We start from the raw sequence: 14,858 nt of genomic DNA, 5'->3' as shown, positions 1-14,858 counted from the left end.
GGGGCTCTCGTACCTGGTGGTACGAGAGCCCCTCTTCGTATGGTTCTTGCTGTTCGTGCGGAGCGGACTAGCGGCCCCCGAACTCCTCCAGGCCCTTCAGCGCCTGGTCGAGCAGTGCCTGTCGGCCCTCAAGCTCCTTGGCGAGCTTGTCGGCCTTGGCGTTGTTGCCGGCCGCGCGGGCGGTGTCGATCTGACCGCGCAGCTTGTCCACCGCTGCTTGGAGTTGGCCCGTCAGCCCCGCGGCGCGCGCCCGAGCCTCGGGGTTGGTGCGGCGCCACTCGTTCTCCTCGGAGTCCTGCATCGCCCGCTCGACCGCGTGCATCCGCCCCTCGACCCGCGGTCGGGCGTCGCGCGGCACGTGCCCGATCGCCTCCCAGCGCTCGTTGATGGAGCGGAACGCAGCGCGAGCAGCCTTGAGGTCCGTCACCGGAACCAGCTTCTCCGCCTCGGTGGCGAGCTCTTCCTTCAGCTTCAGGTTCTCCGACTGCTCGGCGTCCCGCTCGGCGAACACCCCGCTACGGGCGGCGAAGAAGACGTCCTGCGCACCGCGGAAGCGGTTCCACAGCTCGTCCTCCGCATCGCGCTGGGCCCGTCCGGCGGCCTTCCACTCCGTCATCAGATCCCGGTAGCGAGCGGCCGTGTTGCCCCAGTCCGTGGAGTTGGAGAGCGACTCCGCCTCGGCGACCAGCTTCTCCTTGGCCTTGCGGGCGTCCTCGCGCTGGGCGTCCAGCGAGGCGAAGTGGGCCTTGCGGCGCTTGGAGAACGCCGAGCGCGCATGCGAGAAGCGGTGCCACAGCTCGTCGTCCGACTTCCGGTCGAGCCGGGGCAGGCCCTTCCAGGTGTCCACCAGTGCCCGCAGCCGCTCACCGGCCGATCGCCACTGGTCGCTCTGGGCCAGCTCCTCGGCCTCGCCGACCAGGGCCTCCTTGGCCACACGTGCTTCGTCGTGCTGCTTCGCCCGCTGGACCTTGCGCTCTTCACGGCGCTTGTTGACCGCTTCGGTGATCGCGTCGAGCCGCTTGGCCAGGGCGTCGAGGTCGCCCACGGCGTGGTGCTCGTCCACCTGCTGGCGCAGATGGTCGATGGCGGTCTGAGCGTCCTTGGCCGACAGGTCGGTGGTCTTCACCCGCCGTTCGAGGAGACCGATCTCGACCGACAGGCCCTCGTACTTGCGCTCGAAATAGGCCAGGGCCTCCTCGGGAGTGCCCGCCTGCCACGATCCGACGACCTTCTCGCCGTCGGCTGTACGCACGTACACGGTGCCCGTCTCGTCGACACGGCCCCACGGGTCGCTGCTCACAGCGCCTCCTCCACCTGATGCCCACCAGGGGGGAGCCCCCCGGGCATCGTCCACAGTTTCCTCGGGGCGGGCAGCGCCCACCCTGCACAACGCCAATCTAGGCGACCGGCCGCCCGGCTGTCCGCACTCAGCGCGTCCGAATTCCCGGACCCGCTCGGGGCCGCCCGACCCCGCGGATCACTCCTTGGTGACGTCCGCCCGCTGGACGGTGACGGACGTGGTCGGCGCCCCGTCGCTGCCGCCACCGCTGACACCGGCCTTCGCCACGTCCTGCACCACCTTGAGTCCGGCGGCGTCCATCGTGCCGAACTGGGTGTAGCTGGGGGGCAGTCGACTGTCCTTGTAGACGAGGAAGAACTGGCTCCCACCGGTGTTGGGCTGATTGGTGTTGGCCATGGCCACGGTGCCCGCCGGGTACGGAACCTTGCCGTCCGCCTCCGGCTTGCCGAGCGCCGCCAGGTTCTCGTCGGGAATGTTGTAACCGGGTCCACCGGTGCCGTCGCCCTTGGGGTCGCCGCACTGGAGCACGAAGATGCCCTCGGTGGTCAGCCGGTGACACTTGGTCGCGTTGAAGTAGCCCTTGTCCGCGAGCGCCTTGAAGGAGTTCACGGTACGAGGGGTCTTCGACGCGTCCATGGCGATCTTGACGGTGCCCCGGTCCGTGGTGAGCCGCATCGAGTACGTGGCCTTCTTGTCCACGGACAGGGCAGGCTCGGGACTCTTGACCTCGGAAGGCGTCGGATCGGCCGATCCGCTCGCCTTGTCGCCCGGGGTCTGGGCGTCCGACTTGGTGTCCCCGTCGGACAGGCCGATCGAGAGGTAAGCCGCTCCGCCCGCCGCGATCACCACGGCGGCTGCGGCTGCGATGACCGTGTTGCGCTGCCGTCTTCTGCGTACCTGCGCCTTGCGCTGCTGCTGGCGCTCGAACTTCTCCCTGGCGAGCTGGCGCCGCCGCTGATCGCTGCTGACCACCGGGTCTTCTCCCTCATTCCTGTGCACCGCAGGTGCCACCGACCGGTTGAGTGTGCCCGTACCGTATACGGGTTGGCTGTGGACGCAGCACCGCCGGTAGGCTCTGAACTGCCGCGATCCACCATTTCGGATGCGGAGCGTTCCCTCTTTGCCATGACATCTCCGTCACCGCCGTGCCGCACCGCACCTCCGCAACCACCTTGAGGACGATCGTGCTTATTGCCGGGTTCCCAGCCGGAGCCTGGGGGACCAACTGCTATCTGGTCGCCCCGGCCGCGGGTGAGGAGTGCGTCATCATCGACCCGGGCCACCAGGCCGCCGAGGGCGTCGCCGAAGCGGTCAGGAAGCACCGCCTCAAGCCGGTCGCCGTCATCCTCACTCACGGCCACATCGATCATGTGGCCTCGGTCGTCCCCGTGTGCGGTGCCCATGACGTGCCCGCCTGGATCCATCCCGCCGACCGGTACATGATGAGCGACCCGGAGAAGGCCCTCGGTCGTTCGTTGGGCACCCAGCTCATGGGGGAGCTGACCGTCGGGGAGCCGTCCGACGTCCATGAGCTCACCGACGGTGCCCGGCTGGCGCTCGCCGGCATGGAGCTGACCGTGTCGCATGCGCCCGGTCATACCAAGGGGTCGGTGACCTTCCAGATGCCCGAGACCGGGGATGTGCCCCCGGTGTTCTTCTCGGGCGATCTGCTCTTCGCCGGCTCCATCGGACGCACCGACCTCCCCGGTGGCGACCACGGTGAGATGCTCCAGTCGCTGGCCCGCGTGTGCCTGCCGCTGGACGACTCCACCGTGGTGCTGTCGGGACACGGTCCCCAGACGACCATCGGCCATGAGCGCGCCGCCAATCCCTATCTCAGGGAAGTGGCCGCCGGCCTCGGGAGCACGGACGCTCCCCGACGAGGAATGTGACGAGAGATCTCCGTGAGCACTTTTCAGGCCCCCAAAGGCACCTATGACCTGCTGCCTCCCGTCTCGGCGACGTATCTGGCGGTGCGCGAGGCCATCGCCGCCCCGCTGCGCAGTTCCGGCTACGGCTACGTCGAGACCCCCGGATTTGAGAACGTCGAACTGTTCGCTCGCGGAGTCGGTGAGTCCACCGACATCGTGAGCAAGGAGATGTACGCCTTCGAGACCAAGGGCGGCGACCGGCTCGCCCTGCGCCCCGAGGGCACCGCGTCCGTCCTGCGCGCCGCGCTGGAGGCGAACCTCCACAAGCAGGGCATCCTGCCCGTCAAGCTCTGGTACTCGGGCTCGTACTACCGCTACGAGCGACCGCAGAAGGGTCGCTACCGCCACTTCTCGCAGGTGGGCGCCGAGGCGATCGGGGTGGAGGACCCCGCGCTCGATGCCGAGCTGATCATCCTGGCGGACCAGGCGTACCGCTCGCTCGGTCTGCGCAACTACCGCCTCCTGCTGAACTCGCTGGGCGACAAGGAGTGCCGTCCCGTCTACCGCGAGGCGCTCCAGGAGTTCCTGCGCGAGCTGGACCTCGACGAGGAGACCCGGCGGAGGATCGAGATCAACCCCCTGCGGGTCCTCGACGACAAGCGCTCCGAGGTCCAGAAGCAGTTGACGGACGCACCGCGGCTCGCCGACTACCTCTGCGACGCCTGCCGTGCGTACCACGGTCAGGTGCGTGAGCTGCTCACCGAAGAGGGCGTCGCCTTCGAGGACGACGAGAAGTTGGTGCGCGGGCTCGACTACTACACACGGACCACCTTCGAGTTTGTCCACGACGGTCTCGGCTCCCAGTCCGCGGTGGGTGGCGGCGGTCGCTACGACGGGTTGTCGGAGATGCTCGGCGGTCCGGAACTGCCCTCGGTCGGCTGGGCCCTCGGGGTCGACCGCACGGTGCTCGCCCTGGAGGCGGAGGGAATCGAGCTGGCCATTCCGTCGGCGACCAGCGTCTTTGCGGTCCCGCTGGGCGAGGAGGCCCGAAAGGCGCTGTTCGCCGTGGTCACGCAACTGCGACGGGCGGGCGTGGCCGCTGACTTCGCGTACGGCGGGCGGGGCCTCAAGGGAGCCATGAAGGTGGCCCATCGCAGCGGCGCCCGCTACACCATCGTGGCTGGTGAGCGCGATCTGGCCGAGGGGCACGTTCAGCTGAAGGACATGGAGACCGGCGAGCAGACACCGGTGCCGCTGGCGGAGATCACGGACGTCCTGCGCACGCGTCTGGCCTGAGCGAGCGATGATTCGGAGCCGGCCCTTCCGTGAAGGAGGGCCGGCTCCGGCATGTCGGTTCGTACGTCCGTCAACCGTCCGGTCGTCGACGTCACCCCCGGGGCGACCTGTCTTTCGGCCGCTGAGTAGTGGCTTTCCGGCCATACTGCCCGGCTGGGCCGCACCGCCGTGATGCACATCTCTGATGAGGAACGTGGCCCGCTCTGCCCCCATGGGGTGTGATCACCACTTCTCGGGGCTCGACGCCGGGACCAGAGGTGCACGCGCCGCACGCACCCCACCTTCCGGGCGGCCGGAATGTCCGGATGCCCTTGCCCCCATCGAACGGGGGTTTCACAGGGGGGTGCGGCACAATGTCCGTGCCCGTCAGGCGACTGAGCAAGGGAAACGGCGATATGACGACAGCGGCGGTAGACGATGTGTCCTCGGGCGAGCGGGAGGACGGCGCCAGAGGCACGATCGGCGGTAGTCGCTCCCTCGCCTGGCTGTTGGTGATCACGGGCGCAGCGGGACTGCTGGCGTCCTGGGTCATCACGATCGACAAGTTCAAGCTGTTGGAAGACCCCTCGTTCACACCGGGGTGCAGCCTCAATCCCGTGGTCTCCTGCGGGAACATCATGAAGAGCGACCAGGCGTCCGTGTTCGGCTTCCCGAACCCGATGCTCGGCCTGGTGACGTATTCGATGGTGATCGCCATCGGCGTCGCCCTTCTGGGAGGGGCCCGCTACCGGCGCTGGTACTGGCTCGGGCTGAACGCCGGCTGCCTCTTCGGCGTCGGGTTCTGCACCTGGCTGATGTACCAGTCCCTGTACAACATCAACTCCCTCTGCCTGTGGTGCTCACTGGCCTGGGTCGCCACCATCGTGATGTTCTGCTACGTCACCGTGCACAACGTCCGCCATCGGATCGTCAAGGTGCCCGAGGGCTTGCGCAGCGCGCTGCTTGAGTTCCACTGGATGCCGCCGGTGTTGTGGATCGGGATCATTGGGATGCTCATCCTGACCCGCTGGTGGGACTTCTGGACCGCCTGAGCCCCGCTTGACGCTCCAGCGCCCCTGCCCGCTCCCGGCCAGGGGCGTTGTCACTGCCCTGGCATAGGCTGCGAAGTGTGGAGCCCGACTTGTTTACCGCCGCAGCCGAAGAACGCCAGGAGAAGGATCCTTCCAGCAGCCCCCTGGCCGTTCGGATGCGTCCGCGCACCCTCGACGAGGTCGTCGGCCAGCGGCATCTGTTGAAACCGGGTTCGCCGTTGCGCCGATTGGTGGGAGCCGGTCCCGGTGGCGGCCCCGGACCGGCCGGCCCGTCGTCGGTGATCCTCTGGGGTCCGCCGGGCACGGGCAAGACGACTCTGGCGTACGTGGTCTCCAAGGCCACCGAAAAGCGCTTCGTCGAACTGTCGGCCATCACTGCCGGCGTCAAGGAAGTACGGGCGGTCATCGAGGGCGCGCGCCGGGCCGCGGGCGGCTTCGGTCGGGAGACGGTCCTCTTCCTCGACGAGATCCACCGCTTCTCCAAGGCCCAGCAGGACTCCCTGCTGCCCGCGGTCGAGAACCGCTGGGTGACCCTGATCGCCGCCACCACGGAGAACCCCTATTTCTCGGTGATCTCCCCGCTGCTGTCCCGTTCGCTGCTGTTGACCTTGGAATCACTCACCGACGACGACCTCAAGGGACTGCTGGCACGGGCCCTGGCCGATGAGCGGGGTCTGCGCGGGACACTGTCCCTCCCCACGGATGCCGAGGCTCATCTGCTGCGCATCGCGGGTGGGGACGCCCGGCGCGTACTGACGGCGTTGGAGGCAGCCGCGGGTGCCGCGCTCGACAAGGGCGAGTCGGAGATCTCGCTCCGGACCGTGGAGGAGACGGTCGACCGCGCGGCGGTGGCGTACGACCGGGACGGCGACCAGCACTACGACGTGGCAAGTGCTCTGATCAAGTCCATCCGCGGTTCCGATGTGGATGCCGCACTGCACTATCTCGCCCGCATGATCGATGCGGGCGAAGACCCTCGCTTCATCGCCCGCAGACTCATGATCTCGGCGAGTGAGGACATCGGGCTGGCGGATCCGACAGCCCTGCCCACGGCCGTCGCTGCCGCTCAGGCGGTGGCGATGATCGGCTTTCCCGAAGCGGCCCTGACCCTCAGCCACGCGACGATCGCCCTCGCGCTCGCCCCGAAGTCCAACACCGCCACGACGGCGATCGGCGCCGCGCTCGCCGATGTCCGTGCGGGGCTGGCCGGGCCGGTGCCCTCGCACCTCCGCGACGGCCACTACAAGGGTGCGGCCAAACTGGGACACGCCCAGGGATACGTCTATCCGCACGACGTTCCCGGCGCCATCGCGGCCCAGCAGTACGCGCCGGACGCCGTGCAGGGCAAGCGCTACTACGAGCCGACGCGCTACGGCGCCGAGGCCCGCTATGCGGACGTGGTGGAGAGGGTGCGCGAGCGATTGCGCGGCGACTAGCCGAGGGGAGTGCCGGGGCCGCGGGCGCCTGCCGGGCCTGCGGTCAATGAGTCGCCGCCTCGAACAGGGTGTGCATCGCCCGGCGCAGTTCGGTGATGTCGTTGACCGGCTCGGGAAAGTCGAAGCGGGCGTCGAAGCACTGCTCCGCGACGAAGCGCACCCGCAGTCCGAACCGGTCGAGCGCGAGCGGCACCGCACGGCGGATGCGTCCGTTCTCCGTACCCATGCCGTCGGAGCGCTCGCCGAGCAGCGCGGACAGTTCCTGCATCTGCTCCCCGTGGGCGGAGTGGAGGTGCTGGAGCAGTTCGGTCTCGTGCGCTACGAGCGGGTCGACGCGTGCCTGGGTGAAGTCCTCGGGCTCGACGCTCCCGGCGCCCCACAGGTCGTCCACGCTGAGTTCGCCGACTTCGAGACGGAGCATCATGAAGCCGGGCTCCGCGAGCCCCGGTACCGAGGTGAGCCACCCGGACACCCAGGCACGACCGCGGATGCGGTGGGGCACCGACACGGGGGCGACATCGGTGATCTCCAGCACGGCACTGAGCTCGTCGTCCTGCGCATGGGTGGCGGCGCGCACGGCGAGGGAGTCCGCGGGGAAGAGGAGGAAGACCTCGCCGTCCGGTCCCACGACCCGGGCGTGCGGGCTCAGCAGCTCCGGGCGGGGTGCGTCCACGCCGGCAATGAGCAGTACCGCTGAGCATGTACTCTGTACGAGAGTTCGTGTGCGCTCGGCTGCTGACGGCATCCGAGTGATTTCAAGCCCGCTGGGACGCGGCTGACCATGAGCTGATCGGACCTCCGTCGCTTCGACGCTCCTTTGAGTAGCGTCGACGTTCTTTGTGCTGTCCGTGATGCGTTTGGTGTTCCCCGGGCGAGACATGCGATCTCCTTGAGTAAGGTGAGCCTAACCTAACCTATATCGGAGGTCTGGAGAACGTGCCTAACCAGTCGCGTCCCAAGGTCAAGAAGTCTCGTGCGCTCGGCATTGCGCTGACGCCGAAGGCCGTCAAGTACTTCGAGGCCCGCCCGTACCCCCCGGGTGAGCACGGCCGTGGCCGCAAGCAGAACTCGGACTACAAGGTCCGTCTGCTGGAGAAGCAGCGGCTGCGTGCCCAGTACGACATCAGCGAGCGCCAGATGGTCCGCGCCTACGACCGCGCCCGCAAGGCCGAGGGCAAGACGGGCGAGGCGCTCGTCATCGAGCTTGAGCGCCGTCTCGACGCCCTGGTCCTGCGTTCGGGCATCGCCCGCACCATCTACCAGGCCCGTCAGATGGTCGTCCACGGCCACATCGAGGTCAACGGTGGCAAGGTCGACAAGCCGTCCTTCCGCGTCCGTCCCGACGACGTCGTGATGGTCCGCGAGCGCTCCCGCGAGAAGACCCTCTTCCAGGTCTCCCGCGAGGGTGGCTTCGCCGCCGACGGTGAGACCCCGCGCTACCTCCAGGTGAACCTGAAGGCCCTGGCCTTCCGCCTGGACCGCGACCCGCAGCGCAAGGAAGTCCCCGTGATCTGCGACGAGCAGCTCGTCGTCGAGTACTACGCCCGCTGATCCGGGCGGGGTATCCCGCGTCTCAGCCCGCCGTCTCCCCCGCCTGTGCGGTCGGGGAGCCGGTGGGCTCTCGCGTTTCCGGGCGTTCCGCGACCGGCTGCGGCTCGCTCGTGCGCCCGGGCGGGACCGACAGACAGCGGGCCAAGGGAGTCAGCGCACGCTGTATCGCCACATCGAGCGACAGCTCGCCCCCCTCGTCCAGCAACGCCCGGCAGCGCTCGGGGCCCAGTGACTCCAGCACCAGACGCCGGCACAGCTCACGGGGTGCGCCGAAGCGTCCGGTACTGGAATGGGGAACGCCGAGGGTGTCCCACACCGCCGCCGCAGCTCCCAGCAGGACGGCGGCCTCCGTCTGACCGTCGCCCCTCGCCGTCATCAGGGCCAGCAGTTCCAGGCAGAGGGCGGCGCCCACCGGGTCGCTGAACCGATGGGCGATGGCGACCGCCTCGCAGAGCTGTTCGCGTGCCACCACCGAAGCGCCGTCCAGCCAGGCGGTGTAGCCCTGGGCGTACAGGGCGTACGACCGTGCCCACAACTCTCCGTTGGCTTGGCAGATCGACAGCACCTCGTCGGACAGCTCCCGAGCCTCCTCCCGCCGCTCCTGGAAGACCAACGACATCGCAAGTGAGGTCTGGGCCAGGAGCACGTTCCCGTTGAGCTCGCCCAATTCGCGGTACGAGGCCAATGCTCCTCTCAGCAGGTCCTCGGCGCGGGCCGGTGAGTCCGAGAGCAGGGCCAGGGCACCCAACCGGTGCACCGCGTATGCGACCGCCACCGGATGGTCGCCCCGGATGCCCCGCTCACGGCAGTCGTGCAGCACTTCGGCCGCCGCTGCGCCGTCACCCTGGAGCAGCGCCACCTGCCCCAGCACCCACTGGGCCTTGAGCCGGGACGCGATGCGGCCGTTCGGTTGGGCGAGCACCCGTTCCAGCCAGTGTCTGCCTTCGGCCAGGCGCCCGCAGCCGACCCAGAAGAACCAGAGGGTGCCCGCCAGATGCTGACCCAGATGGGTGTCCTCGTCGCTCTCCAGACAGAGTTCGAGGGCGGCGCGCAGATCGGGAAGGGCGCTCTCGGTGTGGGCCGCCACCTCCAGTTGGCGCGGACTGAACCAGTCCAGTTCGCACCAGGTCGCCAGCCCCATGTACCAGTCGCGATGTCTCTTGCGCAGTCGTACGTCGTCGCCGAGCGCCTTCAGCCACTCTCCGCCGTAGTACCGCAGGGTGTCGAGCATGCGGTAGCGCATACCCGCGGGGGTGTGGACGCGCGTGATGACCGACTGGGCGAGCAGTCCGGCCAACACCTCGCGCACGCTGTCCGCGGGCAGGTCCGGCCCACTGCACACGTACTCCACCGCCTCCAGGTCGAACTCGCCCGCGAACACGGTGAGCCGGGCCCACAGCAGCCGCTCGGGTGGAGTGCACAGCTCATGGCTCCAGCCGATCGTCGTGCGGAGCGTCTGGTGGCGCGGTGGCAGACCGCGACCGCCCCCGGTCAGTAGCCGAAAGCGGTCGTCCAATCGTTTCAGCACGTGGTCGAGGCTCAGCGCGGACAGTCGGCCGGCTGCCAGTTCGATGGCCAGCGGGATGCCGTCGAGCCGACGGCAGATCTCCTGGACGGCTGCCTGGTTGTCGCCGGTCAGCCGAAAGCGGGGGAGTGCGAGGGCGGCTCGTTCGGTGAACAGTTGCACCGCGTCCGCCTCGGCCAGCGGGGCGAGCGGGAGGACCGCTTCGGCCACCGGGCCCAGGGGGCGACGACCCGTGGCGAGGATCCGCAGCCCCGGGGCCGCCGCCATGAGTTCGGTCACCAACCGGGCGCACTCCACGGCCAGATGCTCGAAGCCGTCGACGACGAACAGCAGCTGCCGGTCCGCGAGGTGGTCGAGCAGCACCTCCTGCGGCGGTCGGCTGCCGCGATGGGTCAGATCGAGGGCCTCCGCGAGGGTGTGCCCGATGAGTCCGGGGTCACGCACCGCTGCGAGTTCGACCCGGTGCACACCGTCGGCGTACCGATTCTGCACGGCGGTGGCGCACCGGGTGGCGAGCCGTGACTTGCCCACCCCGCCCACCCCGGCGACGGTGACGAGTCGGGAGCTGTCGAGCAACCGGGCCAGTTGGGCGAGTTCGTCGACCCGGCCGACGAAGCCCTGGGCGTCGGTGAACGAGGGGTCCTGTGCGGACGTACGGCCGTGCGGATGACCGTCGGGAAACGGGCAGTTGCGGTGGGAGCGGCGCATGGGACACGCAGCGTACCCGCGTGATTCCACTCCGTACAATCATCGTGCGCGACCGCCCGGGCCGTCGGGAATGCGGTAGGGGGCAAGACCGCAGGCGCGATAGGCTCGGCAGAGGTTTTCAGACGTGTCCGGCGATAGGCAGAGAGCGGTGCAGCGTGACCGGTGGAGAGGTTGCCGGGATTCTGGTGGCCGTCTTCTGGGCGATCCTGGTCTCCTTCCTCGCGGTGGTGCTGGTGAGGTTGGCACAGACGCTCAGGGCGACCACCCGACTGGTGGCAGAAGTGACCGAGCAGGCCGTACCGCTCCTCACCGATGCATCGGCCACCGTCCGCTCCGCACAGACCCAACTCGACCGGGTCGACGCGATCGCCACGGACGTCCAAGAGGTCACGTCCAACGCCTCCGCGCTCTCCACGACCGTCGCCTCCACCTTCGGTGGCCCGCTCGTCAAGGTCGCGGCCTTCGGCTACGGCGTCCGTCGGGCGATGAGCCGAACGCCCGATGAGCGACGCCCACAGGACCGCTCCAGGCGGACCGTCGTCGGTCGCACCATCCCGGGCGCCCGTGAGGGACGCGGCCGGTGGGGCAGAAAGGGTTGACGAACGATGTTCCGCCGAGCCTTCTGGTTTAGCGCCGGTGCCGCAGCCGGCGTCTGGGCCACCAACAAGGTCCATCGCAAGATCCAGCAACTGACCCCCGAGAGCCTCGCGGCGCAGGCCGCGAACAAGGCCATCGGCGCGGGTCACAAGCTCAAGGACTTCGCGCTCGACGTAAAGGCCGGAATGGCCCAGCGCGAGGAGGAGTTGGGCGAGGTGCTCGGCATGCACGCGCCGACCGACCCCGTTGAACTGCCCGCACGGGCCCACCGTGCCGCCCTGGGCCGTCCCCCTTACACCCAGCACCCCGACCACTCGTACAACCGGAATGAGGACCACTGATGGAGTCGGCTGAAATCCGCCGCCGCTGGCTGAGCTTCTTCGAGGAGCGCGGCCACGCCCCCGTGCCTTCGGCGTCGCTCATCGCGGACGACCCGACTCTGCTGCTGGTCCCCGCAGGCATGGTCCCCTTCAAGCCGTACTTCCTCGGTGAGGCCAAGCCGCCCGCCCCGCGCGTGACCAGCGTGCAGAAGTGCGTGCGTACGCCGGACATCGAAGAGGTCGGCAAGACCACCCGGCACGGCACCTTCTTCCAGATGTGCGGCAACTTCTCCTTCGGCGACTACTTCAAGGAAGGGGCCATCAAGCTAGCCTGGGAGCTACTCACCAGCTCCGTCGCCGACGGTGGCTACGGCCTTGACCCCGAGCGCCTGTGGATCACGGTCTACAAGGAGGACGACGAGGCGGAGCGCATCTGGCGCGACGTGGTGGGCGTTCCCTCCGAGCGCATCCAGCGCCTGGGCATGGGGCCGAACTTCTGGTCGATGGGCGTACCCGGCCCCTGTGGTCCCTGTTCCGAGATCAACTACGACCGCGGCCCCGAGTTCGGCGAGGAGGGCGGCCCGGCCGTCAACGACGAGCGCTACGTGGAGATCTGGAACCTGGTCTTCATGCAGTACGAGCGCGGTGCTGGCGAGGGCAAGGAGGACTTCCCCATCCTCGGGGAGCTGCCGTCGAAGAACATCGACACCGGCCTCGGCCTCGAACGCCTCGCGATGATCCTGCAGGGCGTGCACAACATGTACGAGACGGACACCCTGCGCGTCGTCATGGACAAGGCCACCGAGCTGACTGGTGTGCGCTACGGCGTCGACCACGGCTCGGACGTCTCCCTGCGCGTGGTCGCCGACCACATCCGTACCTCCGTGATGCTCATCGGTGACGGCGTGACCCCGGGCAACGAGGGCCGCGGCTATGTGCTGCGCCGCATCATGCGCCGCGCCATCCGCAATATGCGCCTCCTCGGCGCCACCGGTCCGGTCGTCGCCGAACTCGTCGACGTGGTCATCAAGACCATGGGCGAGCAGTACGCGGAGCTGGTCACCGACCGCAAGCGGATCGAGACCGTGGCCCTCGCCGAAGAGGCCGCCTTCCTGAAGACCCTCAGGGCCGGCACCAACATCCTGGACACGGCCATCACTGAGGCCAAGACCGGTGGCGCCAAGGTCCTCGCCGGGGACAAGGCGTTCCTGCTCCACGACACCTGGGGCTTCCCGATCGACCTCACCCTGGAGATGGCCGCCGAACAGGGGCTGAGCGTCGACGAGGACGGTTTCCGTCGGCTGATGAAGGAGCAGCGGGACAAGGCCAAGGCCGACGCCCGTGCGAAGAAGACCGGCCACGCCGACCTCTCCGCCTACCGATCGGTTGCCGACAGTGCCGGCTCCACCGAGTTCACGGGCTACCTCACCACCGAGGGCGAGTCGACCATCGTGGGCCTCCTCGTCGACGGTGTGCCCTCACCCGTCGCCTCCGAGGGGGACGAGATCGAGGTCGTCCTCGACCGCACCCCCTTCTACGCCGAGGGTGGCGGTCAGCTCGCCGACCAGGGCCGCATCAGGCTGGACTCGGGCGCCGTCATCCAGATCCGCGATGTCCAGCAGCCGGTGCCCGGAGTCTCCGTCCACAAGGGGTCGGTCCAGGTCGGCGAGGTCACCGTGGGCTCCTCCGCCTATGCGGCCATCGACATCAAGCGTCGGCGCGCCATCGCCCGCGCCCACAGCGCCACCCACCTCACCCACCAGGCGCTGCGCGACGCGCTCGGCCCCACGGCCGCCCAGGCCGGCTCGGAGAACTCGCCGGGTCGCTTCCGCTTCGACTTCGGTTCGCCGGCGGCCGTGCCCGGCACGGTCCTCGTCGACGTCGAGCAGCGGATCAACGAGGTCCTCTCCCGAGAGCTCGACGTCCAGGCCGAGGTGATGAGCCTCGAAGACGCCAAGAAGGCCGGTGCCATCGCCGAGTTCGGCGAGAAGTACGGCGAGCGGGTGCGTGTGGTGACCATCGGGGACTTCTCCAAGGAGCTGTGCGGCGGTACGCACGTCCACAACACCGCCCAACTGGGGCTGGTGAAGCTGCTCGGCGAGTCGTCGATCGGTTCCGGCGTCCGGCGCATCGAGGCCCTCGTGGGTGTGGACGCGTATCACTTCCTCGCCAAGGAGCACACGGTGGTCGCCCAGCTCCAGGAGCTGGTCAAGGGCCGGCCGGAGGAACTGCCGGAGAAGATCTCGGGCATGTTGTCCAAGTTGAAGGACGCCGAGAAGGAGATCGAGCGGTTCCGCGCGGAGAAGGTGCTCCAGGCGGCTGCCGGACTGGTCGACAGCGCCCGGGACATCCGTGGGGTGGCCCTGGTGACCGGATCGGTGCCGGACGGCACCTCCGCCGATGACCTGCGCAAGCTGGTCCTCGACGTCCGCGGCCGGATCCAGGGCGATCGTCCTGCTGTGGTGGCCCTGTTCACCGTGGTGGCCGGACGCCCGCTGACGGTGATCGCCACCAATGAGGCTGCGCGCGAGCGCGGCCTGAAGGCCGGTGACCTGGTGCGTACGGCGGCGAAGACGCTCGGTGGCGGCGGTGGCGGCAAGCCCGACGTCGCCCAGGGCGGTGGACAGAACCCGGACGCGATCGTCGATGCCGTGGCCGCCGTGGAGCGTCTGGTCATCGAGACCTCCTGATGCGCAGAGGACGACGTCTTGCGCTGGATGTGGGAGAAGCCCGGATCGGGGTCGCTTCGTGCGACCCCGACGGGGTGCTCGCCACTCCGGTCGAAACCGTGCCGGGGCGCGATGTCCCCGCCGCGCACCGACGGCTGAAACAACTCGTCGAGGAGTACGAACCGATCGAGGTCATCGTCGGCCTGCCCCGCTCGCTCAGCGGCGGGGAGGGCCCCGCGGCGGTCAAGATCCGGGCCTTCGTCCAGGTGCTGGCTCAGGGCATTGCGCCCGTACCGGTGCGATTGGTCGACGAGAGGATGACCACAGTAACGGCGGCTCAAGGTCTTCGTGCTTCGGGCGTGAAGTCCAAAAAGGGCCGCTCTGTCATTGATCAAGCTGCCGCTGTGGTGATCCTTCAGAACGCTCTGGAGTCCGAACGGGCGTCAGGGGCCCCACCCGGTGAGGGCGTCGAAGTGGTTGTCTGATCGCGATACGGTAACGTTCCGCGCGATGCGGCGGTGTTCGAACAGCTGCCGCACAGAAAAGAGGCGGCG

General features: G+C 68.8%; 13 protein-coding genes. 9 read left to right on the top strand and 4 right to left on the bottom strand.

From position 1 onward, the window contains the following. Positions 1-67 precede the first annotated feature (67 nt). Together OID54_RS07855 and OID54_RS07850 are read right to left on the bottom strand one after the other, a co-directional pair. Entirely contained in the window at positions 68-1,300 is a 1,233-nt protein-coding gene (locus OID54_RS07855; protein WP_329015928.1) for a DUF349 domain-containing protein, read from the bottom strand. A 177-nt stretch (positions 1,301-1,477) separates the two neighbouring features. Continuing rightward, on the bottom strand, positions 1,478-2,272 hold the full coding sequence (locus OID54_RS07850) for a peptidylprolyl isomerase (protein WP_329015926.1): 795 nt from the start codon (positions 2,270-2,272) through the stop codon (positions 1,478-1,480). Between the two features lie 212 nt (positions 2,273-2,484). Between OID54_RS07850 and OID54_RS07845 the strand changes: the two genes are divergently transcribed. The 4 genes from OID54_RS07845 to OID54_RS07830 all read left to right on the top strand — a co-directional run bounded on the left by OID54_RS07845 (position 2,485) and on the right by OID54_RS07830 (position 6,934). Continuing rightward, positions 2,485-3,192, top strand: a complete 708-nt coding sequence (locus tag OID54_RS07845; protein WP_329027328.1) for an MBL fold metallo-hydrolase — start codon at positions 2,485-2,487, stop codon at positions 3,190-3,192. Between the two features lie 12 nt (positions 3,193-3,204). Continuing rightward, positions 3,205-4,467 (top strand): histidine--tRNA ligase, encoded by a 1,263-nt coding sequence (gene hisS / locus OID54_RS07840; protein WP_329015923.1) that lies wholly within the window; start codon positions 3,205-3,207, stop codon positions 4,465-4,467. 395 nt (positions 4,468-4,862) lie between these two features. Further along, positions 4,863-5,498 carry a vitamin K epoxide reductase family protein gene (locus tag OID54_RS07835; RefSeq protein WP_329015921.1) on the top strand — a complete coding sequence of 212 codons (636 nt, stop codon included), beginning with the start codon at positions 4,863-4,865 and terminating at the stop codon, positions 5,496-5,498. A 77-nt stretch (positions 5,499-5,575) separates the two neighbouring features. Beyond that, a complete protein-coding gene (locus OID54_RS07830) occupies positions 5,576-6,934 on the top strand; it encodes a replication-associated recombination protein A (RefSeq protein WP_329015918.1) in 1,359 nt (452 codons plus the stop codon). Positions 6,935-6,977: 43 nt separating this feature from the next. Here the strand turns inward: OID54_RS07830 and OID54_RS07825 are convergent, their stop codons facing one another. After that, entirely contained in the window at positions 6,978-7,679 is a 702-nt protein-coding gene (locus OID54_RS07825) for a DUF2470 domain-containing protein (protein ID WP_329015915.1), read from the bottom strand. Positions 7,680-7,870: 191 nt separating this feature from the next. On the opposite strand from OID54_RS07825, the gene rpsD reads away from it, so the two are divergent. Next, positions 7,871-8,485, top strand: coding sequence for a 30S ribosomal protein S4 (rpsD, locus tag OID54_RS07820; protein WP_250923145.1), 615 nt, complete (start codon positions 7,871-7,873; stop codon positions 8,483-8,485). Between the two features lie 22 nt (positions 8,486-8,507). On the opposite strand, the gene OID54_RS07815 is transcribed toward rpsD, so the two are convergent. After that, positions 8,508-10,718 carry an ATP-binding protein gene (locus OID54_RS07815; RefSeq protein ID WP_329015913.1) on the bottom strand — a complete coding sequence of 737 codons (2,211 nt, stop codon included), beginning with the start codon at positions 10,716-10,718 and terminating at the stop codon, positions 8,508-8,510. A gap of 155 nt (positions 10,719-10,873) precedes the next feature. Here OID54_RS07815 and OID54_RS07810 point away from each other — a divergent pair, with 155 nt between their 5' ends. From OID54_RS07810 to ruvX, 4 genes are read left to right on the top strand one after another with little or no spacing between them, the layout of a single operon-like run. Beyond that, on the top strand, positions 10,874-11,317 hold the full coding sequence (locus tag OID54_RS07810; RefSeq protein ID WP_329015910.1) for a DUF948 domain-containing protein: 444 nt from the start codon (positions 10,874-10,876) through the stop codon (positions 11,315-11,317). Positions 11,318-11,323: 6 nt separating this feature from the next. Further along, complete coding sequence (locus tag OID54_RS07805; protein ID WP_329015907.1) at positions 11,324-11,656, top strand: DUF6167 family protein; 333 nt, start codon at positions 11,324-11,326, stop codon at positions 11,654-11,656. Next, positions 11,656-14,325: an alanine--tRNA ligase gene (alaS, locus tag OID54_RS07800; protein ID WP_329015904.1), complete on the top strand. Its 2,670-nt coding sequence runs from the start codon at positions 11,656-11,658 to the stop codon at positions 14,323-14,325. The genes OID54_RS07805 and alaS overlap by 1 nt, the downstream gene beginning before the upstream one ends. Next, the gene (gene ruvX / locus OID54_RS07795; protein WP_329015902.1) at positions 14,325-14,789 is read left to right on the top strand and encodes a Holliday junction resolvase RuvX; all 465 of its coding nucleotides are present in this window, start codon (positions 14,325-14,327) and stop codon (positions 14,787-14,789) included. The genes alaS and ruvX overlap by 1 nt, the downstream gene beginning before the upstream one ends. The last annotated feature ends 69 nt before the right edge of the window (positions 14,790-14,858 follow it).

This window comes from Streptomyces sp. NBC_00690 (assembly GCF_036226685.1).
GTDB lineage: Bacteria > Actinomycetota > Actinomycetes > Streptomycetales > Streptomycetaceae > Streptomyces.
The sequence above is the reverse complement of the archived record's forward strand: the minus strand, read 5'-3'. Positions and strand labels throughout refer to the sequence as shown.